Source organism: Catenulispora yoronensis (assembly GCF_039531695.1).
GTDB lineage: Bacteria > Actinomycetota > Actinomycetes > Streptomycetales > Catenulisporaceae > Catenulispora > Catenulispora yoronensis.
The window spans coordinates 92,170-116,939 of record NZ_BAAAQN010000021.1 but is presented as its reverse complement, the minus strand read 5'-3'; the positions used below and the strand labels follow the sequence as shown (position 1 = coordinate 116,939).

Here is a 24,770-nt window from a genome sequence, read left to right as displayed (position 1 = left end):
CTGATACGCGGATCAGGCCCAGGTTGCCACCTTCGGGCGGTTCTCCAACCTGGGCCGTAACCTTTCGCGCGCTGCTCGGCCCTACGAGGTCGAGGACGTCGACGTCGGCGGGGTCGTCGACGGCGTGCTGCTCGGCAGCCCGTTGGTCGTGGACGTGTCCGGCGGCGGCGGCTCGCTGGTGGTCGGGCTGCTGGTGGTGCTCGTCGTGGTCGTCGGCTTGCGGCTCGGCGTGCTGCTGTGCGACGACGACGAGGACTTCTTGGAGGTGCTCGTCGTGCGGTGCGAGGTGCCGCCGGTGGTGCCGGTGGATCCGCCGGTGGCCCCGCCGTCGGCGGTGGAGGCGGCCTGCGAGTCGGTGGGCTGCGGGGTGGTCGGCACCGTGGTGCCGCCCGCGGCCGACGAGGACCCGCCGGCGGCCGGCGCGGAGGTGGAGGTGCTCGTGGTCGGGGAGCTCGACGGGTTGTTGCCGGAGCCGCCCATGAACGCCCACGCGCCGCCGCCGACCGCGGCCAGCACCAGCGCGATGCCGGCCACCGGGAGCAGCTTGCGGGCGCTGCCGGTCGAGGTCTTGCCGCCGCCGGTCGGGAACCCGGACTCGTCGAAGCGGCCGGCCCGGTCGGCGATCCGCTGGCAGAACGAGGCCCCGGCCGGGTCGCGCAGGGTGTCCAGGACCCGGGCGCGCACGCCCGGCGGGACGAAGGTCTGCGGCAGCTCCTCGAACAGCCGCAGCGGGCGGCGGTTCTCGATGTGGTCGGCGCACGCCTTGTCCTGCTTGACGTGCCGGGCCACGGTCTCCAGCCAGGGGTCCACGCCCTTGGCGTCGAGCCGGTCGAAGCGCTTGCCGAGCTCGGCGATCTCCGCGCAGCGCGGGTCGCCGACCCGGTTGGCCAGCACCGCGGCCAGCCCGTTCTCCAGGTCCTCCTGGGCGTCCCCGACGGCCTGCCCGATCTGCTCCTCGGACATGTCCATCACCAGGGCCAGGTCCGCGTCCACCATGCGGTGGCGGAAGGCCAGGTCGAGGATTTCGCGGGTCTCGGGCGGGAGCATGGCGTAGACGTCGAGGGCGGCGCGGGCGAACTTGTCGCCGCGGGTGCCCTGCGCGGCGTCGGCCGGGATGTCGTCGGACACTCCCAGGCGCAGCGCCTCGGCCCGGGTCAGCGCGTACAGCCAGGCGCCGAGCTCGTCGGGGTTGGCCAGCTCGCGGATCCGGTGATCGGCGACGATGAACGCGTCGCGCAGCGCGTCGGCGGCCAGCTCGTGGTCGGCGAGCAGATCATAACTGTAGGCATACAGACGTGCGCCGTAGGTGTCATAGATCTGCCCGATGGCGAGCTGATCCCCCGCGCGCAGCGCCGTCACCATTTCCCGGTCTGTCACGGCCTCAGACGTTAAGCCATACGAGTGATAAACGGCCAGTGGATCAGGGCTTTCTGCCCCAGGGTGGGCCGGACTTGACCATGTTTGCACACAAAAGTGACGTCCGGTGACGAGACGGCTGCCCGGTGTACACCGCGGCGGCCGGGACCGCGCTGTGGGTCGCGGCGGCTACGGTTCCTCCATGGCGACCACCAACTCCCGCACCCGCAAGGCCGACGCCTCGGCGTCGTACCACTGCACCGAGTGCGGGACACAGTACGCCAAGTGGGTGGGGCGCTGCGGAGAGTGCCAGACCTGGGGCAGCGTGGAGGAGCGGGGCGCGGCCAAGTCGGCGCCGAAGACCGTGGCCACCATGCCGGCCCAGAAGGCCCGGCCGATCGGCGAGGTCGCGGTGGACGACGCCGCGGCGGTGCCGACCGGCGTCGGCGAGCTGGACCGGGTGCTCGGCGGCGGCATCGTGCCCGGCGCGGTGGTGCTGCTGGCCGGCGAGCCGGGCATCGGCAAGTCCACGCTGCTGCTGTCGGCGGCCGCCTCCTACGCCTCCTCCGGCGCCCGCACCCTGGTGGTCACCGGCGAGGAGTCGGCGGCGCAGGTGCGGCTGCGGGCCGACCGGGTCAAGGCCCTGAGCCCGAACCTGTACCTGGCCGCCGAGACCGACCTGGGCTCGGTGCTCGGGCAGATCGAGGCGGTCGGGCCCCGGCTGGTGATCGTGGACTCGGTGCAGACCGTCGCCTCGGCCGCGGTGGACGGCACCCCCGGCGGGGTCACCCAGGTCCGGGAGGTGGCGGCGGCGCTGATCCGGGAGGCCAAGGACCGGAACCTGGCCTGCGTGCTGGTCGGGCACGTCACCAAGGACGGCAGCATCGCCGGGCCCCGGATCCTGGAGCACCTGGTGGACGTGGTGCTCCAGTTCGAGGGCGACCGGGCCTCCAGCCTGCGGCTGATCCGCGCGGTGAAGAACCGCTACGGCGCCAGCGACGAGATCGGCTGCTTCGAGATGCACGACACCGGGATCCGCGGCCTGTCCGATCCCAGCGGCCTGTTCCTGTCCCGGCGCCCGGTCCCGGTGCCGGGGACCTGCGTCACCGTCACCCTGGAGGGCCGCCGGCCGCTGGTGGCCGAGGTCCAGGCGCTGGTCACCCAGTCCAGCGCGCCGACCCCGCGCCGGGCCTCCTCGGGCCTGGACACCAACCGGGTGGCGATGATCCTGGCGGTGCTCCAGCAGCGCGGCGGCATCGGGGGCCTGGCCAGCTCGGAGATCTACAGCGCCACGGTGGGCGGGGTGCGGCTCACCGAGCCGGCCGCGGACCTGGCGCTGCTGCTGGCCCTGGCCTCGGCGACGGTCAACGAGCCGGTCGGCGAGGGCGTGGTGGCGATCGGCGAGGTGGGGCTGGCCGGCGAGGTGCGGCCGGTGACCGGCGTGCGCCGCCGGCTGACCGAGGCCGCGCGCCTGGGCTTCAAGACCGCGCTGGTGCCCCCGGATCCGGACGGCAAGGGCTACGGCGGGAACCTGGCCGGGCTGTCGATCGTCGAAGTGGGCGACGTCCGCGCAGCGCTTCACGCCGTGGCGACCGGCTCCCGCCGGTAAGGTTGGTGCAGACACACGAGAGCAGGATGGGAATCGCACAGTGACAGGTGAGGCCTCAGAACGCGCCGCCGTGTCGGCGATCCTGTCGACGGTCGCCCCGGGCACGGCTCTGCGTGACGGTCTGGAGCGCATCCTGCGCGGCAACACCGGCGGCCTGGTGGTCTTCGGCTTCGACAAGCTGGTCGACGAGATGGCCACCGGCGGCTTCGTGCTCGACGTCGAGTTCTCCCCACAGCGGCTGCGCGAGCTGTGCAAGATGGACGGCGCCGTGGTGGTCTCCAGCGACGGCACCCGCATCGTCCGGGCCGGCGTGCAGCTGGTCCCGGACCCGGCGATCCCCACCGAGGAGACCGGCACCCGGCACCGCACCGCCGACCGCGTGAGCCGGCAGACCGGCTTCCCGGTTCTGTCGGTGTCGCAGTCCATGCGCATCATCGCCCTGTATCTGCGCGGCCAGCGCGTGGTGCTGGAGGACTCCGGCGCCATCCTGGCCAAGGCCAACCAGGCCCTGGCCACCCTGGAGCGCTACAAGCTGCGCCTGGACGAGGTCACCGGCACCCTGTCGGCGCTGGAGATCGAGGACCTGGTGACGGTCCGCGACGTGGCCGCGGTGGCGCAGCGCCTGGAGATGGTCCGCCGCATCGCCGACGAGGTGGCCGGCTACGTGGTCCAGCTCGGCGTCGACGGCCGCCTGCTCTCCCTCCAGCTCGACGAGCTGATCGCCGGCGTCGACCCGGACCGCGACCTGATCGCCCGCGACTATCTGCCCGAGCGCACCGGAAAGCGCGCCCGCACCGTCGCCGACGTCTCCGACGACCTCGGCTCCCTGGACCGGACCCAGCTGCTGGAGCTGGTGCAGGTCGCCAAGGCGATGGGCTTCGGCGGCGGCGTGGAGGTCCTGGAGTCGGCGGTGTCGCCGCGCGGCTACCGCCTGCTGGCCAAGGTGCCCCGGCTGCCCGGCGCGGTCATCGACCGCCTGGTGGACCACTTCGGCGGCCTCCAGAAGCTGCTCGCCGCCTCGATCGACGACCTGCAGCGGGTGGAGGGCGTCGGCGAGACCCGGGCCCGCTCGGTGCGCGAGGGGCTGTCGCGGCTCGCGGAGTCCTCGATCCTCGAACGCTACGTCTGACCTGCCGTCCTCCGCCCTGCCGTCCTCCGTCGGCCACAGCCGGCCTCAGCCCCCGAAGAACTCCCGCAGCGACGGCTCCAGCGCCTCGGGGTGCGCCAGCACGCCGTGGTCCTCACCGGGCAGCACCACCAGGCGCGCGCCCGGCACGGCCTCGGCCACCATCTCGGTGCCGGCCCGCAGCATCGGGAACGTCCGGTCGCCGTACACGGCCAGCACCGGCAGGCTCAGCGTGGCCAGGCGCTCGCGATCGGCCAGCTCCCACGGCTGGGACAGCGTGACGTCGTAGGGCAGGGTCAGGGCCTTGTCGAGCAGGAAGTCCCAGCCGGGGCCCTGCTTCATCCCCTCCAGCCCCTCCGGGGGCACCCCCATGGCCTCGCTCAGGAACAGGGACGCGGCGCCCTCCCGATCGCCGTTCTCGGCGAACGCCGTGATGCGGTCGAGGAAGTCCCGCCCGGAGTGCGGCAGGTCGGGGTCGGCGCGGTACGGCGGCTCGTAGCCGGCCACCGCGTCGACCGGCAGGCCGTGCAGCGCCGCCTCCAGGCACAGGATCGCGCCGGACGAGTGGCCGAACAGCGCCGCGTGCCCGCCGACGTGCTCGATCACCGCCGCCACGTCGTCGATCTCGTTCTGCACCCGGAAGCCAAGTCCGGCCTCGACCGCCTTGTCCGTGCTCTCCACCCGGCCACGGCGGTCGTAGGTAACGGCGGTGAAGTGCGGGGCCAGCGCGGCCGCCGTCGCCGCGACGGTGCTGCGGTCGTTGAACGCGCCGCCGACAAGAATCACAGCGGGCCCTTGGCCGACGGTGTCGACCGCAATGGTGCTGCCGTCCTTGCTGGTCACGTGCGCGGTGGTCATGCGGTGCTCCTTCGCGTCAGCTGCCGCTCTTGAGCTCGAACGTCTTGGGCTGGCTCTGCGCCGCCGGGGCGGCCGTGCCGTTGCCGGCGGCCAGGCTCACCACGCCGAAGTACGTCCCCAGCTTCGCGGACGGCTGGCCGCCCGGGCAGCCGGTCGCCGAACGGACCCGGTTCCAGGTGTAGGTGACGTTCTGGGCGGTCTCGGGGGCGATGCCGCGGATGTCGCGCGCGCCGAGGCCGCAGTCCGCGGAGGACCAGATCCGGTCCGCGCCCGAGAAGATGTTCAGCACCATGGCCCTCGGGCTGAAGTCGACGTCGCAGTCGGCGGTGCCCTTGTTGAACGCGGTGATCGTGAAGGCGGGCTGGTCGCCGTTGGCGTACTGGGCCTGCGACGACAGGGTCAGGCTGAGCTGGCAGCCGGTGGCGCCGGTGTTCGGGGCCGCGGTGCTGCCCTTGGCGCCGCTCGCGGTGCTGCCGCCGGTGCCTCCGGTGCCCCCGCTGCTGCCGGTGGGCCCGCCGACCGAGCCGGACGGGGCGCCGCCACTGGCGCCCGAGGCGCTGCTGGACGCGCCGCCGGAGGAGGCCGTGGCGCCCCCGGAGGCGGCGGCGCTGGTGCTGCCGCCGGAGGACGCCAGAGAGGACTGCGAGGCCGCCGGGGACGAGCTCCTGCCGTCGGCGGCCGGCTTCTTCTTGCCCGATCCGGAGTCGGAGCAGGCATAGAGGATCAGCGCCAGTGCCGCGAGGACGGCGAGCAAAACCAAAACCCGCCGACGCCAATAGACGTTCGACGGGAGAGACCCGACTGGATTTCGCCATGAACCCACGAGGGGTCACTCTACGGTGCCGATGCCGCGGTGTGCGGCACGCCCCGCCGTACGATCGTCAGATGGCGGAAAGAACGACCACACGGACAATCGACCAAACGGACACCCCGGTTTTCGAACACGGGTCCGAGCTGGTCGCCGGCGTCGTGGAGTGGTATCGCGCCGAAGCGCGCGACCTTCCGTGGCGCCGCCCCGACGCCACGCCGTGGGCGGTGATGGTGAGCGAGTTCATGCTCCAGCAGACGCCGGTGGTGCGGGTGCTGCCGGTGTACGAGGCCTGGCTGGAGCGGTGGCCGACGCCGGCGGCGCTGGCCGCCGAGCCGGTGGGCGAGGCGGTGCGGGCCTGGGGACGGCTCGGCTATCCCCGCCGCGCGCAGCGGCTGCACGCCGCCGCCACGGCCGTCGAGGAGGAGTTCGACGGCGTCGTGCCCTCGACCTACGAGGACCTCTGGTCGCTGCCGGGGGTCGGCGAGTACACCGCCGGAGCCATCGCGTCGTTCGCATATCAGAAGCGGCACATCGTGCTGGACACGAACGTCCGGCGGGTGCTGTCGCGCGCGGTGTCCGGGGTCGAATACCCGGCGCCCGCGACCACGCCCGGCGATCGCCGCATCGCCACCGCGCTGCTCCCGGAAGCCGCTGCCGACGCGGCGGAGTGGGCCGCGGCGAGCATGGAGCTCGGTGCGGTGGTGTGCACGGCTCGGGCACCGCGCTGCGACGACTGCCCGGTCGCGGAGTTGTGCACCTGGGTCGCTACGGGAAAACCCCCCTACGACGGCCCTCCGCGGCGCGGCCAGACCTACGAGGGCACCGACCGCCAGGCCCGCGGCCGCTTGCTCGCGGTACTGCGCGACACCCACGGCTCGGTGCCGCGCGAGGAACTGGAGGCGGCGTGGACCCGGGACGTGGTGCAGCGCGAGCGGGCTCTGGCGAGCCTGGTGGACGACGGCTTGGTGATGGTGCTGGACGGTGAGCGGTACGCGTTGGCGCACTGAGCGCCGCCGTTCCGGCGCACTGCCGCCGCGCCGCGCCGTCCGTGTCCCGGAGGCGGCCGCCGTCGGGGAAACCACCGCCGCCGCCCCGGGCCGTCCTCAAGCCGCTGATATTGCCGCGCCCCCTTGCGCCACCCGTCGCGAGTACCCCGCCACCAGCGAGCGCAGCCGCTGCTCGGTCGTGGCGTCGACCGGCGTCACCACCACCAGGCGCTGCTCCGCGCCGGTGCCGACGGCGAGCATGTCGTAGGCGACCGTCATCAGCCCGACGGCCGGGTGCGCCACGCGCTTCACCCCGCTGGCCCGCTCCCCCACGGTGTGGTCCTCCCACCACCCGGCGAACTCCGGGCTCCCGTCGCGGAGCTCGGCGACCACCTGCTGCAGGCGGAGATCGTGGGGGTAGCGGGCCAGATTGGCGCGCAGGGCCCCGACGGTCTCCCGGGCGATCTGCTCCCAGGAGAGCTGGGTCTGGCAGCACTCGGGGTCCAGGAACAGCATCAGCGCGGTGTTGGCGGCGATCCCGGAGCCGAAGGCGTCGCCGAACATCGCGGAGGCGGCGGCGTTGTGGGCCATGACGTCGAAACAGTGGTCGATGACGTAGGCGGGCAGCAGCGGCATGCCGTCCAGGACGACGCGCAGCGAGGGCGCCACCTCCGCGCGGCAGCGCGGGAGCCGGCGCGGTGGCGCCTCGCCGCGAGCGGTCAGGTGGAGATACTCGTGTTCGGCGGGCGAGAGGCGCAGCGCCTCGCTGAGGGCGTCCAGGACGCCGGTCCCCGGGGCCCCGGCGCGGCCCTGTTCCAGGCGGATGTACCAGTCGATGCTGACCGCGGCCAGCTCCGCCACCTCCTGGCGCCGCAGCCCCGGGGTGCGGCGGCGGCCGGTGCTGCGCAGGCCGACGTCCTCCGGGCTCAGGCGGCCCCGCATGGCCACCAGGAACTCGCCGAGGGTGTGCCGGCGGGTGGTACTCGGCGTACCAGGCTTCGAAGACTCTTCCTGGAGCGCGGCGGCGGCTCGAAACTCTTGACCCATGAACAAGAAGACGAAGATCACGGTCGCCGGCGTTGCTACCGCGGCCACATTCGCGGCCGGGGCCGCCACCGCGTACGCCGTCGTGTGCGACCGGTTCGGATCCGGCCCGGTGCGCAACGGCATCCCCAAGGCCGCCGCCCATTTCAAGGTGAGCTCGCCGGACCTGACCAACGGCGGCTGGTTCCCGGCCGCCGACGTGTGCGCGGGGCCGGCCACCACGCCCCGGCTGGCCTGGTCCGGGGCGCCGGCCGGGACCAAGAGCTACGCGGTGGAGATGTTCGACCCGGACGCCCCGACCGGCAGCGGGTTCTCGCACTGGCGGGCCTGGGACATCCCGGCCTCGGCGGCGGCCTTCGGCGGGCAGGCCGCGCCGCCGGCCGGGACCGTGGTCGGCGTCAACGACGGCGGCGACGCCTTCTACGACGGGCCGTGCCCGCCGGCCGGGGACATCACCCACCACTACAAGATCCGGGTACTGGCCCTGGACACCCCCAGCCTGGGGCTGGGCTCGGCCGGCACCACCACCGCGCTGTCCGGCTTCGTGCTGGGCCAGCACATCATCGGCGTCGCCGAGATGACGGTGCTGGCCAAGCAGTAATCAGCGGCACCGCCGACAAAATGGTGTCTGCTCTGCCGGATGGTGGACATTCGGCCGTGCTTCGGCCGGATGTCCGTTACCGGAGTTCGGAGGACGTCGTTGAGGCCCCGGGAGCCGCTGTCGGCTTCCTTTGGAATCGACGAACTCCGAGGAAATCCATGCACGCCTTTGTCAGGAAGGGCCTTTTGCTGTCGGCTGCCACCGGCGCAGTGGTCCTGGGCGGCGCGGCCGCCGCCAGCGCGGCCACGTCCGCCACGGTCACCGGCTCGACGGCCGACAGTCCCGGCGCCGTCGCCGGCAACACCGTCCAGGTACCGGCCGACGTGCCGATCCAGGTCTGCGGGGACACCGCCGCGGCCGCCGCCGCGCTGGACGGCGCGTTCGGCAACGTCTGCGCGATCACCGGCGCGAGCGCCGACGCCGCCGGCTTCGCCGCCCACAGCCCGGGCGCCGTCTCCGGGAATGTCGCCTCGGTGGCCGCCGACGTGCCGGTCCAGGCCTGCGGCCTGGACGCCGCGGCGGTCGCCGCCGGGATCCGGTCGGACCGCAACGCCTGCCTGGTGGACGGCACCTCGGCCCACGCCGTGGGCGCCGCGGCCGACTCCCCCGGCCTGCTCTCCGGCAACGTGGTCCAGCTCCCGATCAACGCCCCGGTACAGGCCTGCGGCGACTCGGTGGCGGTGGTCGGCTTCGCCGACGAGGCGGCCGGCAACGCCTGCGTGATCGGCGGCGCCGGCCCGACCCCGGTCACCACCCCGCCGCCGGTCACCCCGCCGGTCATGCCCCCGCCGCCGGTGGCGTGCCCGCCGGAGCCCTGCCCCCCGGAGCCGTGCCCGCCGGTGCTGGGCCCGCCGCCGCAGCTGCCGCCGCCGCCCGGGGTCCCGTGCCCGCCCACGGTCTGAGCGGCCCGAGCGGCCTGCGCGACCCGGACTACCCGAACCACCCGGGCAACCCGAACGATTCGAACGACCCGGGCGACCCGGGCGACCGGCCCGGCGGCCGGACCGCCGGACACTGACCTCGCGGTGCCCGGCCGGGCGCCGGACCCGATCATCCGCGACACCCGGAACACCCGAACCATCTGATCACCGGAAACACCGTTACACCGCTACACCCGCTAGTCCGCTACACCGTTCAGCAGCGCAACCGCGGGAACTCCCCGGGCCGGAGCCGACGTCACTCCGGAACAGGCCCGCGGTCAGGACACTGGACATGGCGACGGCCGCCCACCCGCGTACGGGGTGGGCGCCCGTTGCCGTTGCTGCTGTCGCCGTCGTCGCTGTGCCTGGCTCCGGGGCCGGGCGTCAGGCGCTGACCGGCGGCGTGGCCTCCGGGGCCGGGGGCGGCAGGGTGCCGGACTCCAGCGCCGAGGCGTCCTCCGGCACGTTCTCCTTCGGCCCGGTGGTGAAGGTGAACCGCTGGTCGGACTCGACCGCGCCGGTCTCCTTGGACACGTCCACGGTGATCAGCTGGCCCGCGCGGACCTCGCCGAACAGGATCTTCTCGGACAGCGGGTCCTCGATGTGCCGCTGGATCGCCCGGCGCAGCGGCCGCGCGCCCAGCACCGCGTCGTAGCCCAGCTCCGCGATCAGGCCCTTGGCGTCGTCGGTGAGGACGATGCCCATGTCCTTGTCCTTCAGCCGGCCGTCGACCTTGGTCATCATCAGGTCGACGATGGCCTTGATGTCGGTGGTGGACAGCTGCGGGAAGACCACGGTGTCGTCGACGCGGTTCAGGAACTCGGGGCGGAAGTGCTGCTTCAGCTCGTCGTTGACCTTGGACTTCATCCGCTCGTACGGCGCCTTGGTGTCGCCGTGGGCGGCGAAGCCCAGGCCGAAGCCCTTGGAGATGTCCCGGGTGCCGAGGTTGGTGGTCATGATGATCACCGTGTTCTTGAAGTCCACGACCCGGCCCTGGGAGTCGGTCAGGCGGCCGTCCTCCAGGATCTGCAGCAGCGAGTTGAAGATGTCCGGGTGCGCCTTCTCGACCTCGTCGAACAGCACCACCGAGAACGGCTTGCGGCGCACCTTCTCGGTGAGCTGGCCGCCCTCCTCGTAGCCGACGTATCCGGGCGGGGAGCCGAACAGCCGCGAGACGGTGTGCTTCTCGGAGAACTCGGACATGTCCAGCTGGATCAGCGCGTCCTCGTCCCCGAACAGGAACTCGGCCAGCGCCTTGGCCAGCTCGGTCTTACCGACGCCGGACGGGCCGGCGAAGATGAACGAGCCGCCGGGGCGCTTGGGGTCCTTCAGACCCGCGCGGGTACGCCGGATCGCCTGGGACAGGCCCTTGATCGCCTGCTCCTGGCCGATGACGCGCTTGTGCAGCTCGTCCTCCATGCGCAGCAGCCGGGAGGTCTCCTCCTCGGTGAGCTTGAAGACCGGGATGCCGGTGGCGGTGGCCAGCACCTCGGCGATCAGCTCCTCGTCGACCTCGGCCACGACGTCGAGGTCGCCCTGCTTCCACTCCTTCTCCCGGCGCGCCTTGGCGCCCTGGAGCTGCTTCTCCTGGTCGCGCAGCGCGGCGGCCTTCTCGAAGTCCTGCGCGTCGATCGCGGACTCCTTCTCCTTGCGCACGTTCGCGATCTTGTCGTCGAACTCGCGCAGGTCCGGCGGCGCCGTCATCCGGCGGATCCGCATCCGGGAGCCGGCCTCGTCGATCAGGTCGATGGCCTTGTCCGGCAGGAACCGGTCGGAGATGTAGCGCTCGGCCAGGGTGGCCGCGGCCACCAGCGCGCCGTCGGTGATGGACACCCGGTGGTGCGCCTCGTAGCGGTCGCGCAGGCCCTTGAGGATCTCGATGGTGTGCGCCACCGAGGGCTCGGCCACCTGGATCGGCTGGAAGCGGCGCTCCAGGGCGGCGTCCTTCTCGACGTACTTGCGGTACTCGTCCAGCGTGGTGGCGCCGATGGTCTGCAGCTCGCCGCGGGCCAGCATCGGCTTGAGGATCGACGCCGCGTCGATGGCGCCCTCCGCCGCGCCCGCGCCGACCAGCGTGTGCAGCTCGTCGATGAACAGCACGATGTCACCGCGGGTGCGGATCTCCTTGAGCACCTTCTTCAGGCGCTCCTCGAAGTCGCCGCGGTAGCGCGAGCCGGCCACCAGCGCGCCCAGGTCCAGGGTGTAGAGGTGCTTGTCCTTCAGCGTCTCGGGCACCTCGCCCTTGACGATGGCCTGGGCCAGGCCCTCGACCACCGCGGTCTTGCCGACGCCGGGCTCGCCGATCAGCACCGGGTTGTTCTTGGTGCGGCGGGACAGCACCTGCATGACCCGCTCGATCTCCTTCTCGCGCCCGATCACCGGGTCGAGCTTGCCCTCGCGGGCGGCCTGGGTCAGGTTGCGCCCGAACTGGTCCAGCACCAGCGAGGTGGACGGGGTGCCCTCGGCCGGGCCGCCGGCCGCCGCCGCCTCCTTGCCGCCGCCGGAGTAGCCGGACAGCAGCTGGATCACCTGCTGGCGCACCCGGTTCAGGTCGGCACCGAGCTTGACCAGCACCTGGGCCGCGACGCCCTCGCCCTCGCGGATCAGGCCGAGCAGGATGTGCTCGGTCCCGATGTAGTTGTGGCCCAGCTGCAGCGCCTCGCGCAGCGACAGCTCCAGGACCTTCTTGGCGCGCGGGGTGAAGGGGATGTGCCCGGACGGGGCCTGCTGGCCCTGGCCGATGATCTCCTCCACCTGCTGGCGGACCGCCTCCAGCGAGATGCCCAGGCTCTCCAGGGCCTTGGCCGCCACACCCTCACCCTCGTGGATGAGGCCGAGGAGGATGTGCTCGGTCCCGATGTAGTTGTGGTTGAGCATCCTGGCCTCTTCCTGGGCCAGGACGACGACGCGCCGTGCGCGGTCGGTGAACCGTTCGAACATTCCTCATCGCTCCCCGGAGCGTCGCGGGCCGACGTGTGGATCAAACTGCGATCTTCTCGCTTGCCCTGGTGTGTTGCTAGTTCCGTGCGGTGCCAAACCAGTGGGTCCGCCCTGGAGTGGCGGGCGGGCTCGCAACCGATGCTAGTCCCGCCTTCCCTCGCAGGTGGCGCGACTTCCCCGAGGTGGGTCCGCGCGGCCTGTCCCGCAAGCCCTTCAGTCAGTCCAACTCGCCGCCTCTGACGTGGTGTTCCCGGTACCGGACCGGAAGACCCGAATAGGCTGTACGCCAAGAGCGAACGGGGAGGTCGATCCACATGCCGGACGTGGTCTCCGTGCCGGAAGCCGCGGGGCGCGAGGCGCTGGTGCGGCTGCTGGGGTACGGACAGCCGGCGGTGGCCCCCGGCCCGGTGGCGCTGTCCGCGGGCGGCCGCGTGCTGTTCTACGTGGCCGACGGCGGCGCGCAGGACCTGCCGGAGCTGCTGGAATGGCTGGACTGGGGCGGGGTCCGGCTGGACCTGACCGCGGTCGCCGGCTCCGACCTGACCGACCCCCCGGTGCGCTGGCTCCACCCGGCCACGGTGCCGATGCAGCGACCGGGGAGCGGAGCCGGGGGTGGGAGTGGGGCCGGGAGTGGGGCTGGCGGCGGGACCGGTGAGACTGCCGGTGCGCCGGGGGCGAATGTGGCGGGGATCACACCCGAGAGAGCGGAAGACACCTCGGCCGGCACCCCGAAGAACGCTTTAGCGGACGGTATGAAGGACGCCGCCAAAAACGGCACGGAAGTCCTCGCGGCGGGAAGCCGCGGCGCCTCACGCCGCGATGCCTATCCCACACCGGGTCTGCCCGAACCCCCGGAGCTGATCGCCCTGCTGGCCACCATCGCGGCCGCCTGCCACCGGCTGGCCGTGGCCGCCGCGCGGTGAGCTTGCCGGCCGCCGTCGCGACCGAATATTGCCGACTGGTCGTGGTCGCTTGTCATCGGCTGGCTGTGACCGCCACGCTGACTGACCCTGCTGACCAGCACTATCGCGGTCGCTTTTCGCCGACTGGCGGTGGCTGCTTGTCATTGACCGGTTGTGACCGCCGCGCTGACCGACCCTGCTGACCAGCACTATCGCGGTCGCTTCTCGCCGACTGGCCGCGGCCGCTTGTCATTGACCGGTTGTGACCGCCGCGCTGACCGACCCTGCTGACCAGCACTATCGCGGTCGCTTTTCGCCGACTGGCTGTGGCCGCTTGTCATCGGCTGCCCATAATCGCCGCGCTGACTGACCCTGCTGACCGCCACTATCGCGGTCGCTTTTCGCCGGGTGGCCTCGGTCGCTTCTCGTCGGCTGGCCGTGGCCGCCGCGCGGTGATCCGTTGAGGTTCACGGCTCGCGCGGTAGCCTCGTCGCCGGTTCGTCCGTGCTGTCGTGGACCGCGCTCGGCGACGGCTTCGACCGCTGGAGATGCGTCGTTCAGGCCCTGCTTTTCCGTGCTGGTTCTCGCCCTGGTTTTCGTTCTGGTCCTGCTGATCGTGCTGGTACCGGGCTCGCCGACGACCCGCCGGCGTCCGGCACGCCCCCGCGCCCCGGCTGGGCGCGGGTGCCGGCGCCGGCTTTTTAGTGGGCGGCGTTGTAGCGATTCATGTGCTCGGTCGGAATACGACCGCGGTCGCTGATTTCCACACCCTGGGAGCGCAGCCATTCACGGATGTGCTTGGTGTCGCGGCGCGCCGGTCCGGTGCCGTACTTCCGGCGGCCCGAGGACGCGGCGTTCTGCCCCGTCACCAGGGTCGCGGCGCTGACGTACTTCTCCAGCACCTTGCGCAATTCCTTCTCGTGGCCCTCGGAGAGATCGATCTCGTAGGACTTCCCGTCGAGGCCGAACTTCACGGTGCCGGCACCCTCGGAGCCGTCCAGGTCGTCGTGAATCACCACGGTCGTGCGCTTGGCCATCGGGCGGCCCGCCTTTCTCGGGTACGGGATATTCCGCCAGTCAGCAAAGCGCATTCCGCTGATGAAATCAAATCCCGTCTCGTAGGTCGTGCACCGTCCTACAAGATCCGCAGCATGCGCGTATTGCCCAGAGTGTTGGGTTTGACCTGCTCCAAGTCCAGGAACTCCGCGACGCCGCCGTCCGCCGACAACGACAGTTCGGCTTCGATCTGCGGCGGGACCGGGACGCCGCTGATCTCGGAGAATCCGTGGGCGGCGAAGAAGTCCACTTCGAAGGTGAGGCAGAACAGGCGGCGGACGCCGATGCGGGCGGCGGTACGCACTAGTTTGTCAAGGATTCGCGCCCCGATGCCCATCCCGCGGCATTCCGGGTCCACCGCCAGGGTGCGCACTTCCGCGAGATCCAGCCAGAAGACGTGCAGGGCGCCGCAGCCCACGATTCGGCCGTCGCCGTCGTGTTCGGCCACCCAGAACTCCTGGATGTCCTCGAATAGCGTGACGTCCGGCTTGTCCAGCAAGATGCCTTTGTAGCGGCCGAGGAGTTCCCGGATCGCCGTGACATCATCGGTGCGGGCGCGCCGCACGGTGAAATCGGCGGGGCGGGGTGATGTCATCCGAAAAGATCGCTTCTCACGTCGGCGGGATCGGCCCCGGCGGACGCCAGGACCTCGAGGCAGGCCTGGACCGTCGCGGTCGAGCCGACAGCCACGCCGCCCCACCCGGACAGTGTCCCGCCGCCGGACAGCGCCTTGACGTACGCGTCCAGATGCTGAGGCAATTCCTCGGCGGCGCCGACGTGCACCACCGTGGCGTGCCCGTGCGCGGCCGCCAGCTCGGCCAGGCGCTCGGCCAGGTAGTGGGCCTCGCCGTCGTCCACGGCGCCCTTCACGGGCTTGGCGGCGGCCTTCTTCGCGGCGGCGGCGGCCGTCCCCGCGCTCCCGGCAGCAGCACCGGCGGCGGCCTTCGACGCCGCCGCCTTCCGCGCCGAAGCCGGCGCCGGCTTCGCGGGCTTGACGGCTCGCAGCGACTCCCCGACCACGACATGCACCGGCCGGTCGTCCCCGGTCCGCGCGGCCTCCTCCAGCAGCGCCACGATCGGCGCCAGCCCGGTGCCGTGGCCGACCGCGATCAGCCGCGAGGCGCCGGCCGGGAAGGCCAGCTCGCCGCCCGGGGCCGCGATCCGGATCCGGTCGCCGACCTCCAGCTCGTCGTGCACGACGGTGCTGAGCGTGCCGCCCTCCGAGCGCTGCACGTGGAACTCCAGCACGGAGTGCTCGGCGCCGTCCTCGGCGCTCGGGGCCGCCGCGAAGGAGAAGTCCCGCCACACCCACGGCAGCCGGCCGAGCTCGATCGCCGCGTACTGCCCCGCCTGGTACGGATACGGGAAGGCGGTCCGGGCCCGCAGCCGGACCACGTCCTCGCCCATCCGGTCGACCGCCACCACCTCGGCCTCCCAGTAGGCCGGCCCCTGGCCGTCGGCCTCGGCGGCGATGCCGAGCATCGCCGAGGCCACCATCGTCAGCTCGTCCACCCAGGCGACCGCGGCCTCGTACGTCCAGGCCTCACCTATGGTGCGCTCCAGAGCCGTCATCACCGAGCCGGCGAAGGCGCGGTAGTGCGGTTCGCGCACCCCGTACTTGCGGTAGTCCAGCGCCAGACGGCGCAGCAGCGGCAGCAGCGCACCGGGACGGTCCAGCTCGGCCACGACCCGCGCCGCGGCCTCCAGCGTCCGCTCGTCCCGGCGGGCGGGGTCGCCGACAAAGTACTTCTGGTAGCGCGGATTGGACTTGAAGAAGTCTTCGTACAACTCCTTGGTGAACCTGTCCGGCCGCGCCATGACCGCCGCAAAACCCTGCCTGACCAGTACCAAGGCCTGCGTGCGGTGGGCCATCAGATCGTCGTTGAGGGATTCGCCGTCCACAGCCAGAACTTCCGTCACCCGCGCCACATTACAGGGATGGCACTCCCCGTTCGGCCCCTATCCGGGGTTCGAACCACCCGGCTCGAAGCGGGGATCCTCCCGCTCCGCCTGAAGCTCGCGCGCCCGCGCCTCGGCCCGCTTCTGAGGGTTCTGCGACACGATGATGAGCCGGATCACATAGACGAACAGAATCGCCATGACGGCCGACGGAATATAAAGGTCCAGATTGTCCATCATCGTGTCGCTTCCCCCTCTTTCCGAGGTTTGTCAAACCCGGTGGTAATGCTTATACGGGCTTCACGAACGGGAACAGGATGGTCTCCCGGATGAGCCGCCCGGTCAGCGCCATCAGGATCCGGTCGATCCCGGCCCCGATGCCGCCGGCCGGCGGCATCGCGTACTCCAGGGCCCGCAGGAAGTCCTCGTCCAGCTGCATCGCCTCCGGGTCGCCCCCGGCGGCCAGCAGCGACTGCTCGGTGAACCGCGCCCGCTGGTCCACCGGGTCGATCAGCTCGGAGTAGCCGGTGCCGATCTCCGCGCCCCAGCCGACCAGGTCCCAGCGCTCGGCCAGTCGCGGGTCGACGCGGTGCGCGCGGGTCAGCGGCGAGACGTCCTTAGGGAAGTCCCGGTAGAACGTCGGCTGCACGGTCCGGTCCTCGACCAAGTGCTCGTACATCTCCAGCACCACCTGGCCGCGGGTCCAGTCCGGCGCGTAGGGGATGCCCGCGGCGTCGCACAGCTTCTTCAGGGCGCCGATCTCGGTGTCGGCCGAGACCTCCTCGCCCAGCGCCTCGGAGATCGCCTCGTTGACGGTGGTGGACTTCCACTCGCCGCTGATGTCGAACTCCTCGGTCTCGCCCTCGGCGTTCACCCGGCGCGCCACCTGGGAGCCGAAGATGGCCTCGGCGCCCTCCTGGATCAGCGACTGGGTGAGCCGCTGCATGACGTTGTAGTCACCATAGACCTCGTAGGCCTCCAGCATGGTGAACTCCGGGCTGTGCGTGGAGTCCGCACCCTCGTTCCGGAAGTTGCGGTTGATCTCGAAGACCTTCTCCACGCCGCCGACCAGCAGGCGCTTGAGATACAGCTCCGGCGCGATGCGCAGGTAGAGCTTCATGTCGTAGGCGTTGATGTGGGTCTCGAACGGCCGGGCGTTGGCGCCGCCGTGGATCGGCTGCAGCATCGGCGTCTCGACCTCGGTGTAGCCGCGGTCGGCCAGGCTGCCGCGCAGCGAGCGCACCAGGTCCGAGCGCGTGAACAGCATGCGCCGGGCCTCGGGGTTCACGATCAGGTCGACGTAGCGCTGCCGCACCCGGGCCTCGGGGTCGGTCAGGCCCTTGTGCTTGTCCGGCAGTGGCCGCAGGCACTTCGAGGTGATGGCCCAGCTGTCCACCATGATGGACAGCTCGCCGCGCCGCGAGGTGATGACCTCGCCGGTGACACCGACCAGGTCGCCGAGGTCGACGTCGGTCTTCCAGGCGTCCAGCGACTCCTGGCCGAGGCGGTCCAGCGAGAACATCGCCTGGATCTCGAACTCGCCCTCGCGCAGCGTCGCGAAGCACAGCTTGCCGCCGGTCCGGGACAGCACCACGCGGCCGGCGATCCCGACCTCCCGCCCGGTGGCGGTGTCGGGCTCCAGGTCGGTGTACTCCGCGCGCAGCTCGCTGATGGCCGTGGTCCGGGGGTAGCCCACCGGGTAGGGATCCACACCGCGTTCGCGCAGTTTGTCCAGCTTCTCCCGGCGGATGCGGATCTGCTCGGGAGCGTCGGACTCGGGCTGCGCCGGAGGCGGGGTGGTTTCGGTCATGGGTCAAGGCTACTTGGCCCGGTTCCGCCGGTCACAACTGAATACCGGTCCGTGGTCGCGTGGCGGGCGCGCGGGTGCTGCACGCACCAGGACTTCGAACCGCGGCCGCCCCCGATCAGGCCCGCAGAGCCGGATACGCGGGCAGGTCGGCGGGGTTCCAGTGCCCGGTGGCGGCGAGCAGCGCCCGGAAGGCGGCGGCGACGTCCGGCAGCTCGCCGGCCCGCTCCAGGGCGGCGGCCGTGGTGCCCCAGCGGTAGTGCAGGATCTGGCGTTTGCTGGGGACCTCGGGCCGGGAGCGGTTCATCGGCCGGTCCTGCTCCCGGACCTGGTCGAACAGGAAGACGGTCATGGTCGCCACCAGGGCCACCGTGGCGAGCCGGACCCCGGGCCGCCAGACCCGGTCGTCGGCGAGCTCGGGGTAGGCGGCCACGACCTCGGACCGGTAGGCCCGCTCCGCCTCCAGCGCGAACATCTTGGGCAGGCGGAAGACGCACCAGCAGGTCGCGAAGGGCATGCGGGTGTAGGCGGCGTCCAGGAACACCGAGTGGAAGCCGGCCGCCTCGAAGTCGATCGGGCGCAGACCGTCGGGGGTCAGCAGATTGTTGTCCGGGCAGATGTCGCCGGGCGAGAAAACCCGGAAGCGGTCGTGCTCCAGCGCGAGGACCGGGCCGAAGTCCGGGACCGGGATGCCCAGCTCCGCCAGGAGCGCGGCGAACCCCCCGACGCGGCGCTCCAGCCAGGGCGCCATCCCGTGGGACAGCTCGGGCTCGCGGCCCACGCTCCACGCCGCCAGGCGGCCGTAGCAGCCGGCCCACGCCACGAGCGCCTCGCGGGCCGCCTTCTCGTCGCCGCCGAGCAGGACGTCCGCGAGGCTCGGCGCGGCGCCGAGGTCCTCCATGGCGATCAGCAGCCGGGCCTCGTCGGCGGCCAGCAGCCGCGGACCCAGGTCCGTGAACCGCAGGCCGGCGGACTCGGCGAGGAACTCGCCGCGCTCCTCGTGCGCCTTGAGGACGACGGTGCCGCCCTCGGCGGTGCGGACCCGCAGCACCACGCTGCGGGGACCGCCGCCCAGGTCGACCGGGTCGGTCAGCTCCGAGCCCAGCAGCCCGGCCGCCGCGGCGAGGATCTCCGACGTCTCCACAAGACCCCCGTGCGCCTCGACAGCCGTTCTCGAATCAGTTCTCGGATCAGCTTCTGGTTCAGTTCCCGGATCAGCTTCTGGTCCAGGTCCCCGGATGTTCCCGGATCAGTTCCCGGTGTTGCGCTCGTAGACCAGCCGCAGCCCGACCAGGGTCAGCCAGGGCTCGTGCACGTCCACCACGTCCGACTCGTCCAGCACCAGCGCGGCCAGCCCGCCGGTGGCCACCACGGTGACGTCGTCCGGGTCGTCGGCCATCTCCTCGGCCATCCGGTGCACCACGCCGTCCACCTGCCCGGCGAAGCCGTACAGGATCCCGGACTGCATGCACTCGACGGTGTTCTTCCCGATGATGCTGCGCGGCTTGGTCAGCTCGATCTTGCGCAGCTGCGCGCCGCGCATGCCCAGCGCCTCGACCGATATCTCGATGCCGGGCGCGATCGCGCCGCCCAGGAACTCGCCCTTGGCCGAGACCGCGTCGAAGGAGGTCGCGGTGCCGAAGTCGACCACGATCACCGGGCCCTCGTACAGGTAGTGCGCGGCCAGCGCGTTCATGATCCGGTCCGCGCCGACCTCCTTGGGGTTGTCGACCAGGATCGGCACGCCGGTCTTCACACCGGGCTCGACCAGCACCGTCGGCAGGTCGCCGTAGTGCCGGCGGCTCATGTCCCGCATCTCGTGCAGCACCGAGGGCACGGTGGAGCAGATCGACAGGCCGGTCACGCCGCCGGGCTTGCCGGCCGTGGTGTGCTGGTTCAGCAGGCCCTGGGTCATCACCGCGAGCTCGTCGGAGGTCCGCCGCGGATCGGTGGCCACGCGCCAGTGCTCGACGATCTCCTCGCCGTCGAACAGGCCGTAGACGGTCTGGGTGTTGCCGACGTCTATGGTCAGGAGCACGGGGCTACTTCCCTTCTTCGCGGAAGTCCGAGCCGATGTCCAGGATCGGCGCCGAGTGGGTCAGCGCGCCGACCGCGAGGTAGTCCACCCCGGTCTCGGCCACGGCGCGCGCCTGGTCCAGGGTCAGGCCGCCGGAGGCCTCCAGCCGGGTCCGGCCGTAGAGCTCGTTGCGGCCGGTGATCTGCACCGCGGCGCGCATCCGCTCCGGGGTGAAGTTGTCCAGCAGGATCAGCTCGGCGCCGGCCGCCAGCACGCCGGGCAGCTGGTCCAGGGAGTCGATCTCGACCTCGACCGGCAGCTCGGGGTGGGCCTTGCGGAGCGCCTCGAAGGCCTCGACGACGCCGCCGGCGGCCACCACGTGGTTGTCCTTGACCAGGCCGGCGTCGGACAGCGACATCCGGTGGTTCACGCCGCCGCCGCAGCGCACCGCGTACTTCTCCAGGGCGCGCAGGCCCGGGGTGGTCTTGCGGGTGTCGCGGATCTTGGCGCCGGTGCCCTCGACGGCGTCCACCCACAGCCGGGTCTGGCTGGCCACCCCCGACAGGTGGCACAGCAGGTTCAGCGCGGTGCGCTCGCCGGTGAGCAGGTCGCGGGTGCCACCGGTGACAGTGAGCAGCACCGATCCGGCCTCGACGCGATCGCCGTCCTTGGCGATCCGGGTGACCTTGGCCGTGCCCTGCGAGATGAGGTCGAAGACGGCGGCAGCAACCGGGACGCCCGCGGCCACGCCGGCGGCGCGGGCCGTGAAGTCGGCGGTGGCGGTGGCGGCCGCCGGGACGGTGGCCTCGGTGGTGGCGTCCGGACCGTCGGCCAGGTCCTCGTCCAGCGCCATCATGATGACCGAGACCACGTACTCCGGGTCCAGGCCGGCGTCGGCCAGGGCCTTCGCGGTGTCCGGGGACAACGAGCTCATCAGGGCTTCACTCCATCCATCTCCGCGCTGCGCAGCGGCTGCTTCTCGGTGACCAGCCGCCCGGTCACCGGATCGAGGCGGTGCGCCAGCCGCACCAGCCAGCGGTCGGCGCTGTCCGGGAAATCCTCGCGCCAATGCGAGCCGCGTGTCTCGTTCCTCAAGGCGGCACCCTTCACCAGGGCGCTGGCCAGCAGGTGCAGGTTGGTGGCCTCCCAGGCCTCCAGGTGCGGCTCGTCCGCGGTGCGCGCGGCCAGCCGCTCCAGCTCGTCGGCGGTGCGGTCCAGCGACTCCGCGCTGCGCAGCACGCCGGCGCCGGCGGTCATGGTGTGCTGCACCTCGGCCATCACCGACGGCTCCAGCAGCACGTCCTGGACACCCTCGGGGGCCTCGACCGGGACCGGGGTCTCGGTCCAGGGCAGCCCCTTGGCCAGGTCGGCGCCGATCCGCTCGGCGAAGACCAGGCCCTCCAGCAGCGAGTTGGAGGCCAGCCGGTTGGCGCCGTGCACGCCGGTGCAGGCCGCCTCGCCGCAGGCGTAGAGCCGGGGTATGGAAGTGCGGCCCCAGATGTCGGTGCGGACGCCGCCGGAGGCGTAGTGCTCGGCGGGCGCGACCGGGATCAGGTCCCGGGCCGGGTCGATACCGTGCTTGAGGCAGGATTCGAGGATGGTCGGGAAGCGGTGCTGCCAGAACTCCTCGGAGAACTCCGCGACGCCGGTGCGGGCGTCCAGCCACATGTGCGGCTCGCCGGTCTCGGCCATCCGCCGCATGATGCCCTTGGCCACGACGTCGCGCGGGGCCAGCTCGGCCAGCGGGTGCCGGCCGACCATGAAGCGGACCCCGGACCCGTCGACCAGATGCGCGCCCTCGCCGCGGACCGCCTCGGAGATCAGCGGCTGCTGGCCCCGGGCCGCGCCGCCGAGCCACATCACGGTCGGGTGGAACTGCACGAACTCCAGGTCGGCGACCTCGGCGCCGGCCCGCAGCGCCATCGCCACCCCGTCGCCGGTGGCCACCGAGGGGTTGGTGGTGGCGTCGAAGACCTGGCCCATGCCGCCGGTGGCCAGCACCACGGCCTTGGCGTGCACCGCCCCGACGCCGTCGCGCGCGCCCTCGCCCATGACGTGCACGGTGACGCCGGCCGCGCCGCCGTCGGCGTCCTTGAGCAGGTCCAGCACCAGCGCGTGGTCGATGACCTCGACCTCGCCGATGGTGTGCTCCAGGGCGGCGATCAGGGCCCGGGAGATCTCCTTGCCGGTGGCGTCGCCGCCGGCGTGCGCGATCCGGTCGGCCAGGTGGCCGCCCTCGCGGCCGAGCGCGATCGAGCCGTCGGCGGTCTTGTCGAACTCCGCGCCCAGGGCGATCAGCCGGCGCACCGCCGCCGGGCCCTCGGTGACCAGGATCCGGACCGCGTCCTCGTCGCAGACCCCGGCGCCGGCCACCAGGGTGTCCCGCATGTGCGCCTCGGGGCTGTCGCCGACGCCGAGCGCCGCGGCGATGCCGCCCTGCGCCCAGCGCGTCGAGCCGTCCTTCAGCCGGGCCTTCGTCACCAGCAGGACGCTGCCCGCCTGGCGGGCCGCGAGCGCCGCCGTGATGCCGGCCACGCCGGATCCCACGACGACCGTGTCCGCGTACGCCCGCCACCCCGGCCGGGGTGCCCTCAGCCGCTGGACCATCTTCTGCCCACCCGTCTCTTCTCTTCTGCTTCTCCCGCCGCCCGCCCGTCAGCGGGCGGTGACGTCGCCCCGGACCAGGGTCCGCGACCCCGGGACGGCCTCGGCCGGGTCGGCGCCCAGGGCGACGATCCGGTTCTCGGTGTCGACGTGCACCACCTTCGGCTGAAGCGTACGCGCCTCGGCGTCGTCCACCTGCATGTAGGAGATCAGGATGACCAGGTCCCCGGGGTGGACCAGGCGCGCGGCGGCCCCGTTGATGCCGATCACGCCGGTGCCGCGGGCCCCGGGTATGACGTAGGTCTCCAGGCGGGCGCCGTTGTCGATGTCGACGATCGCGACCTGTTCGCCGGCCAGCAGGTCGGCGGCGTCCATCAGGTCCTCGTCGATCGTGACCGAGCCGACGTAGTGCAGGTCGGCCTGGGTGACGGTGGCCCGGTGGACCTTGGACTTCAGCATCGTGCGGTACATCAGCGGACTCCGGGGTTGTGAGGGGCGGCCGGCACAGTGAGGGGGAGGTTGTCGATCAGGCGGGTGCCGCCGACGCGGGCCGCCACGGCGAGCACAGCATCTCCGGTGAACGCTGGAGCGGCCTCGGAAAAGTCCTCGGGGTCCACTAGCGCCAGGTAGTCGACGGTGAGGCCGTCCGCGGCCGCGGCGGCGTCGAGCACGGCCCCGGCGGCGGTCCGGACGGCCTCGGCGCCCTGGCCGGCCGCGTCCCGCCCGGCGAACAGCGCGCGCGACAGGCTCAGCGCGACGGTGCGCTCCTCGGGGCCGAGGTAGCGGTTGCGGCTGGACTTGGCCAGGCCGTCGGCGTCGCGGACGGTCGGGACGCCGACGATCTCCACCGGCAGGTTCAGGTCCAGCGCCATGCGGCGGACCAGGGCCAGCTGCTGGGCGTCCTTCTGCCCGAAGAAGGCGGCGTCCGGGCGGGTCAGGTTGAGGAGCTTGGCGACCACGGTGAGCACGCCGGTGAAGAACCCGGGGCGGAACGCGCCCTCCAGCACCTCCCCCATCGGGCCCGGCGTGACCTGCACGATCGGCCGGCCGCCGGGGTAGACCTCGTCGACGGAGGGCGCGAAGGCCACGTCGACACCGGCCTCGGCGCACAGCTTCAGATCGTCGTCGAGGGTGCGCGGGTAGCGGTCGAAGTCCTCGTTGGGGCCGAACTGGAGCGGGTTCACGAAGATGGTGGCGACCACCAGGTCGCAGTCGTGGCGGGCCTGCTTGAGCAGCTCCAGGTGGCCCTCGTGCAGGGCGCCCATGGTCATGACGACGCCGCGGCGGCCGTTGGCGAAGCCGTCCAGGAAGGGCTGGAGCTCGGCCCGGGTGGAAACGAGCGCGGTCATGCGTCGGCCTCCTTGTTCAGCACTCCGAGCAGGGATTCGGCCTTCTCCGCGGACAGCAGTCCGGAGGCCAGCGCACGGTCCGCGGTGAGGCGGCCCAGGGCCTGGTAGCCGCGGGCGGCCTGGGGGTCCTGGGTCCGCAGCACGGCCAGGTGCGCGGCCACCGTCCCGGCGTCGCCGCGGGCCACCGGGCCGGTCAGGGCCAGGTCGCCGGAGCGCAGCGCGTTGTCCAGGGCGGCGCCGAGCAGCGGGCCGAGCATCCGGCCGGGCTCGCGCACACCGGCCGCCCCGAGCAGGTCCTCGGCCTGGGCCACCAGCGTGATCAGGTAGTTCGACCCGTAGGCCAGGGCGGCGTGGTAGAGCGGCCGCGCCGCCTCCTCGATCCACTCCGGCTCCCCGCCCATCTCCACCACCAGCGCCTCGGCGATGGGCCGCAGCGGGTCCGGGGCGGTGACGCCGAACGAGCAGCCGGCCAGGCGTGCGACGTCCACCTCGGTGCCGGTGAAGGTCATCGCGGGATGCAGGGCCAGCGGCAGCGCGCCGGAGCGGGTGGCCGGGTCCAGGACGGCGAAGCCGTAGCGGCCCGAGGTGTGGGCGAGCAGCGTCCCGGGCTTGATCGAGCCGGTCGCGACCAGGCCCTCGACCAGGCCGGGCAGCGCGTCGTCGGGAACGGTGAGCAGCGCCAGGTCGGCGGCGGCCAGCACGTCCTGCGGCGGGAGCAGCGGGACGTCGGGCAGCAGCTTCTCGGCACGGCGGCGGGACGCCTCGGACACCCCGGAGGCGGCGACCACGCGGTGGCCGGCGCGCTGGAGGGCGGCCCCGAGGGCTGTGCCGACGCGGCCGGTACCGACCACGCCGACCGCCAGGCGGGACTCTGCGGAATCCATG

23 protein-coding genes and 1 pseudogene are annotated in these 24,770 nt (G+C 72.3%); 7 read left to right on the top strand and 17 right to left on the bottom strand.

The annotated features are described in order from the left end of the window. Positions 1 to 81: 81 nt before the first annotated feature. Complete coding sequence (locus ABD481_RS19290; protein ID WP_344667084.1) at positions 82 to 1,377, bottom strand: RNA polymerase sigma factor; 1,296 nt, start codon at positions 1,375 to 1,377, stop codon at positions 82 to 84. Positions 1,378 to 1,558: 181 nt separating this feature from the next. Between ABD481_RS19290 and radA the strand changes: the two genes are divergently transcribed. Together radA and disA are read left to right on the top strand one after the other, a co-directional pair. Beyond that, complete coding sequence (radA, locus tag ABD481_RS19285) at positions 1,559 to 2,965, top strand: DNA repair protein RadA (RefSeq protein WP_344667083.1); 1,407 nt, start codon at positions 1,559 to 1,561, stop codon at positions 2,963 to 2,965. Between the two features lie 76 nt (positions 2,966 to 3,041). Continuing rightward, positions 3,042 to 4,094, top strand: a pseudogene (disA, locus tag ABD481_RS19280) (DNA integrity scanning diadenylate cyclase DisA); the annotation flags it as partial. A gap of 45 nt (positions 4,095 to 4,139) precedes the next feature. Here disA and ABD481_RS19275 read toward each other — a convergent pair. After that, a complete protein-coding gene (locus tag ABD481_RS19275; RefSeq protein ID WP_344667081.1) occupies positions 4,140 to 4,949 on the bottom strand; it encodes an alpha/beta fold hydrolase in 810 nt (269 codons plus the stop codon). A gap of 16 nt (positions 4,950 to 4,965) precedes the next feature. Then, positions 4,966 to 5,703 carry a hypothetical protein gene (locus tag ABD481_RS19270; RefSeq protein WP_344667080.1) on the bottom strand — a complete coding sequence of 246 codons (738 nt, stop codon included), beginning with the start codon at positions 5,701 to 5,703 and terminating at the stop codon, positions 4,966 to 4,968. Positions 5,704 to 5,834: 131 nt separating this feature from the next. Here ABD481_RS19270 and ABD481_RS19265 point away from each other — a divergent pair, with 131 nt between their 5' ends. Next, positions 5,835 to 6,767: an HhH-GPD family protein gene (locus tag ABD481_RS19265; RefSeq protein ID WP_344667079.1), complete on the top strand. Its 933-nt coding sequence runs from the start codon at positions 5,835 to 5,837 to the stop codon at positions 6,765 to 6,767. A 96-nt stretch (positions 6,768 to 6,863) separates the two neighbouring features. Here the strand turns inward: ABD481_RS19265 and ABD481_RS19260 are convergent, their stop codons facing one another. Continuing rightward, positions 6,864 to 7,793 carry a helix-turn-helix transcriptional regulator gene (locus tag ABD481_RS19260; protein WP_344667078.1) on the bottom strand — a complete coding sequence of 310 codons (930 nt, stop codon included), beginning with the start codon at positions 7,791 to 7,793 and terminating at the stop codon, positions 6,864 to 6,866. Between ABD481_RS19260 and ABD481_RS19255 the strand changes: the two genes are divergently transcribed. The 3 genes from ABD481_RS19255 to ABD481_RS19245 all read left to right on the top strand — a co-directional run bounded on the left by ABD481_RS19255 (position 7,792) and on the right by ABD481_RS19245 (position 9,409). Next, positions 7,792 to 8,391 carry a YbhB/YbcL family Raf kinase inhibitor-like protein gene (locus tag ABD481_RS19255; RefSeq protein ID WP_344667077.1) on the top strand — a complete coding sequence of 200 codons (600 nt, stop codon included), beginning with the start codon at positions 7,792 to 7,794 and terminating at the stop codon, positions 8,389 to 8,391. The genes ABD481_RS19260 and ABD481_RS19255 overlap by 2 nt on opposite strands. A 185-nt stretch (positions 8,392 to 8,576) precedes the next feature. Further along, the gene (locus ABD481_RS19250) at positions 8,577 to 9,293 is read left to right on the top strand and encodes a chaplin (RefSeq protein WP_344667076.1); all 717 of its coding nucleotides are present in this window, start codon (positions 8,577 to 8,579) and stop codon (positions 9,291 to 9,293) included. Continuing rightward, complete coding sequence (locus tag ABD481_RS19245; RefSeq protein ID WP_344667075.1) at positions 9,275 to 9,409, top strand: hypothetical protein; 135 nt, start codon at positions 9,275 to 9,277, stop codon at positions 9,407 to 9,409. Before ABD481_RS19250 ends, ABD481_RS19245 begins: the two co-directional genes overlap by 19 nt. Before the next feature lie 286 nt (positions 9,410 to 9,695). On the opposite strand, the gene ABD481_RS19240 is transcribed toward ABD481_RS19245, so the two are convergent. Beyond that, positions 9,696 to 12,251 carry an ATP-dependent Clp protease ATP-binding subunit gene (locus tag ABD481_RS19240; RefSeq protein WP_344667074.1) on the bottom strand — a complete coding sequence of 852 codons (2,556 nt, stop codon included), beginning with the start codon at positions 12,249 to 12,251 and terminating at the stop codon, positions 9,696 to 9,698. A gap of 314 nt (positions 12,252 to 12,565) precedes the next feature. Here ABD481_RS19240 and ABD481_RS19235 point away from each other — a divergent pair, with 314 nt between their 5' ends. Next, positions 12,566 to 13,174 carry a hypothetical protein gene (locus ABD481_RS19235; protein WP_344667073.1) on the top strand — a complete coding sequence of 203 codons (609 nt, stop codon included), beginning with the start codon at positions 12,566 to 12,568 and terminating at the stop codon, positions 13,172 to 13,174. A 680-nt stretch (positions 13,175 to 13,854) separates the two neighbouring features. On the opposite strand, the gene ABD481_RS19230 is transcribed toward ABD481_RS19235, so the two are convergent. The 12 genes from ABD481_RS19230 to ABD481_RS19175 form a co-directional block, all read right to left on the bottom strand. Continuing rightward, positions 13,855 to 14,190 (bottom strand): histone-like nucleoid-structuring protein Lsr2, encoded by a 336-nt coding sequence (locus tag ABD481_RS19230; RefSeq protein ID WP_344667072.1) that lies wholly within the window; start codon positions 14,188 to 14,190, stop codon positions 13,855 to 13,857. Positions 14,191 to 14,288: 98 nt separating this feature from the next. Beyond that, positions 14,289 to 14,804, bottom strand: coding sequence for an amino-acid N-acetyltransferase (locus tag ABD481_RS19225; protein ID WP_344667071.1), 516 nt, complete (start codon positions 14,802 to 14,804; stop codon positions 14,289 to 14,291). Next, entirely contained in the window at positions 14,801 to 16,129 is a 1,329-nt protein-coding gene (locus ABD481_RS19220; protein ID WP_344667070.1) for a globin domain-containing protein, read from the bottom strand. The genes ABD481_RS19225 and ABD481_RS19220 overlap by 4 nt, the downstream gene beginning before the upstream one ends. 39 nt (positions 16,130 to 16,168) lie before the next feature. After that, positions 16,169 to 16,348, bottom strand: coding sequence for a hypothetical protein (locus ABD481_RS19215; protein WP_344667069.1), 180 nt, complete (start codon positions 16,346 to 16,348; stop codon positions 16,169 to 16,171). Between the two features lie 49 nt (positions 16,349 to 16,397). After that, entirely contained in the window at positions 16,398 to 17,918 is a 1,521-nt protein-coding gene (lysX, locus tag ABD481_RS19210; RefSeq protein ID WP_344667068.1) for a bifunctional lysylphosphatidylglycerol synthetase/lysine--tRNA ligase LysX, read from the bottom strand. A 115-nt stretch (positions 17,919 to 18,033) separates the two neighbouring features. Then, entirely contained in the window at positions 18,034 to 19,059 is a 1,026-nt protein-coding gene (locus ABD481_RS19205; RefSeq protein ID WP_344667067.1) for a hypothetical protein, read from the bottom strand. A gap of 105 nt (positions 19,060 to 19,164) precedes the next feature. Further along, a complete protein-coding gene (locus ABD481_RS19200; RefSeq protein ID WP_344667066.1) occupies positions 19,165 to 19,953 on the bottom strand; it encodes a type III pantothenate kinase in 789 nt (262 codons plus the stop codon). A gap of 4 nt (positions 19,954 to 19,957) precedes the next feature. Continuing rightward, complete coding sequence (gene nadC, locus ABD481_RS19195; RefSeq protein WP_425559222.1) at positions 19,958 to 20,968, bottom strand: carboxylating nicotinate-nucleotide diphosphorylase; 1,011 nt, start codon at positions 20,966 to 20,968, stop codon at positions 19,958 to 19,960. Further along, positions 20,866 to 22,539 carry an L-aspartate oxidase gene (locus ABD481_RS19190; RefSeq protein ID WP_344667064.1) on the bottom strand — a complete coding sequence of 558 codons (1,674 nt, stop codon included), beginning with the start codon at positions 22,537 to 22,539 and terminating at the stop codon, positions 20,866 to 20,868. The genes nadC and ABD481_RS19190 overlap by 103 nt, the downstream gene beginning before the upstream one ends. 48 nt (positions 22,540 to 22,587) lie before the next feature. After that, the gene (panD, locus tag ABD481_RS19185; protein ID WP_344667063.1) at positions 22,588 to 23,007 is read right to left on the bottom strand and encodes an aspartate 1-decarboxylase; all 420 of its coding nucleotides are present in this window, start codon (positions 23,005 to 23,007) and stop codon (positions 22,588 to 22,590) included. Continuing rightward, a complete protein-coding gene (gene panC / locus ABD481_RS19180; protein ID WP_344667062.1) occupies positions 23,007 to 23,885 on the bottom strand; it encodes a pantoate--beta-alanine ligase in 879 nt (292 codons plus the stop codon). Before panC ends, panD begins: the two co-directional genes overlap by 1 nt. Continuing rightward, positions 23,882 to 24,769, bottom strand: a complete 888-nt coding sequence (locus ABD481_RS19175) for a Rossmann-like and DUF2520 domain-containing protein (protein WP_344667061.1) — start codon at positions 24,767 to 24,769, stop codon at positions 23,882 to 23,884. The genes panC and ABD481_RS19175 overlap by 4 nt, the downstream gene beginning before the upstream one ends. Between the last annotated feature and the right edge of the window lies 1 nt (position 24,770).

What these genes read in the sequence shown, in the direction of transcription:
- ABD481_RS19225 (WP_344667071.1), bottom strand. Translation starts at nt 14,804, where the DNA reads ATGACATCACCCCGCCCCGCCGATTTCACCGTGCGGCGCGCCCGCACC.
- ABD481_RS19255 (WP_344667077.1), top strand. Translation starts at nt 7,792, where the DNA reads ATGAACAAGAAGACGAAGATCACGGTCGCCGGCGTTGCTACCGCGGCC.
- ABD481_RS19175 (WP_344667061.1), bottom strand. Translation starts at nt 24,769, where the DNA reads ATGGATTCCGCAGAGTCCCGCCTGGCGGTCGGCGTGGTCGGTACCGGC.
- ABD481_RS19230 (WP_344667072.1), bottom strand. Translation starts at nt 14,190, where the DNA reads ATGGCCAAGCGCACGACCGTGGTGATTCACGACGACCTGGACGGCTCC.
- panC (WP_344667062.1), bottom strand. Translation starts at nt 23,885, where the DNA reads ATGACCGCGCTCGTTTCCACCCGGGCCGAGCTCCAGCCCTTCCTGGAC.
- lysX (WP_344667068.1), bottom strand. Translation starts at nt 17,918, where the DNA reads ATGACCGAAACCACCCCGCCTCCGGCGCAGCCCGAGTCCGACGCTCCC.
- ABD481_RS19275 (WP_344667081.1), bottom strand. Translation starts at nt 4,949, where the DNA reads ATGACCACCGCGCACGTGACCAGCAAGGACGGCAGCACCATTGCGGTC.
- ABD481_RS19235 (WP_344667073.1), top strand. Translation starts at nt 12,566, where the DNA reads ATGCCGGACGTGGTCTCCGTGCCGGAAGCCGCGGGGCGCGAGGCGCTG.
- radA (WP_344667083.1), top strand. Translation starts at nt 1,559, where the DNA reads ATGGCGACCACCAACTCCCGCACCCGCAAGGCCGACGCCTCGGCGTCG.
- ABD481_RS19240 (WP_344667074.1), bottom strand. Translation starts at nt 12,251, where the DNA reads ATGTTCGAACGGTTCACCGACCGCGCACGGCGCGTCGTCGTCCTGGCC.
- ABD481_RS19190 (WP_344667064.1), bottom strand. Translation starts at nt 22,539, where the DNA reads ATGGTCCAGCGGCTGAGGGCACCCCGGCCGGGGTGGCGGGCGTACGCG.
- ABD481_RS19260 (WP_344667078.1), bottom strand. Translation starts at nt 7,793, where the DNA reads ATGGGTCAAGAGTTTCGAGCCGCCGCCGCGCTCCAGGAAGAGTCTTCG.
- ABD481_RS19265 (WP_344667079.1), top strand. Translation starts at nt 5,835, where the DNA reads ATGGCGGAAAGAACGACCACACGGACAATCGACCAAACGGACACCCCG.
- ABD481_RS19215 (WP_344667069.1), bottom strand. Translation starts at nt 16,348, where the DNA reads ATGATGGACAATCTGGACCTTTATATTCCGTCGGCCGTCATGGCGATT.
- panD (WP_344667063.1), bottom strand. Translation starts at nt 23,007, where the DNA reads ATGTACCGCACGATGCTGAAGTCCAAGGTCCACCGGGCCACCGTCACC.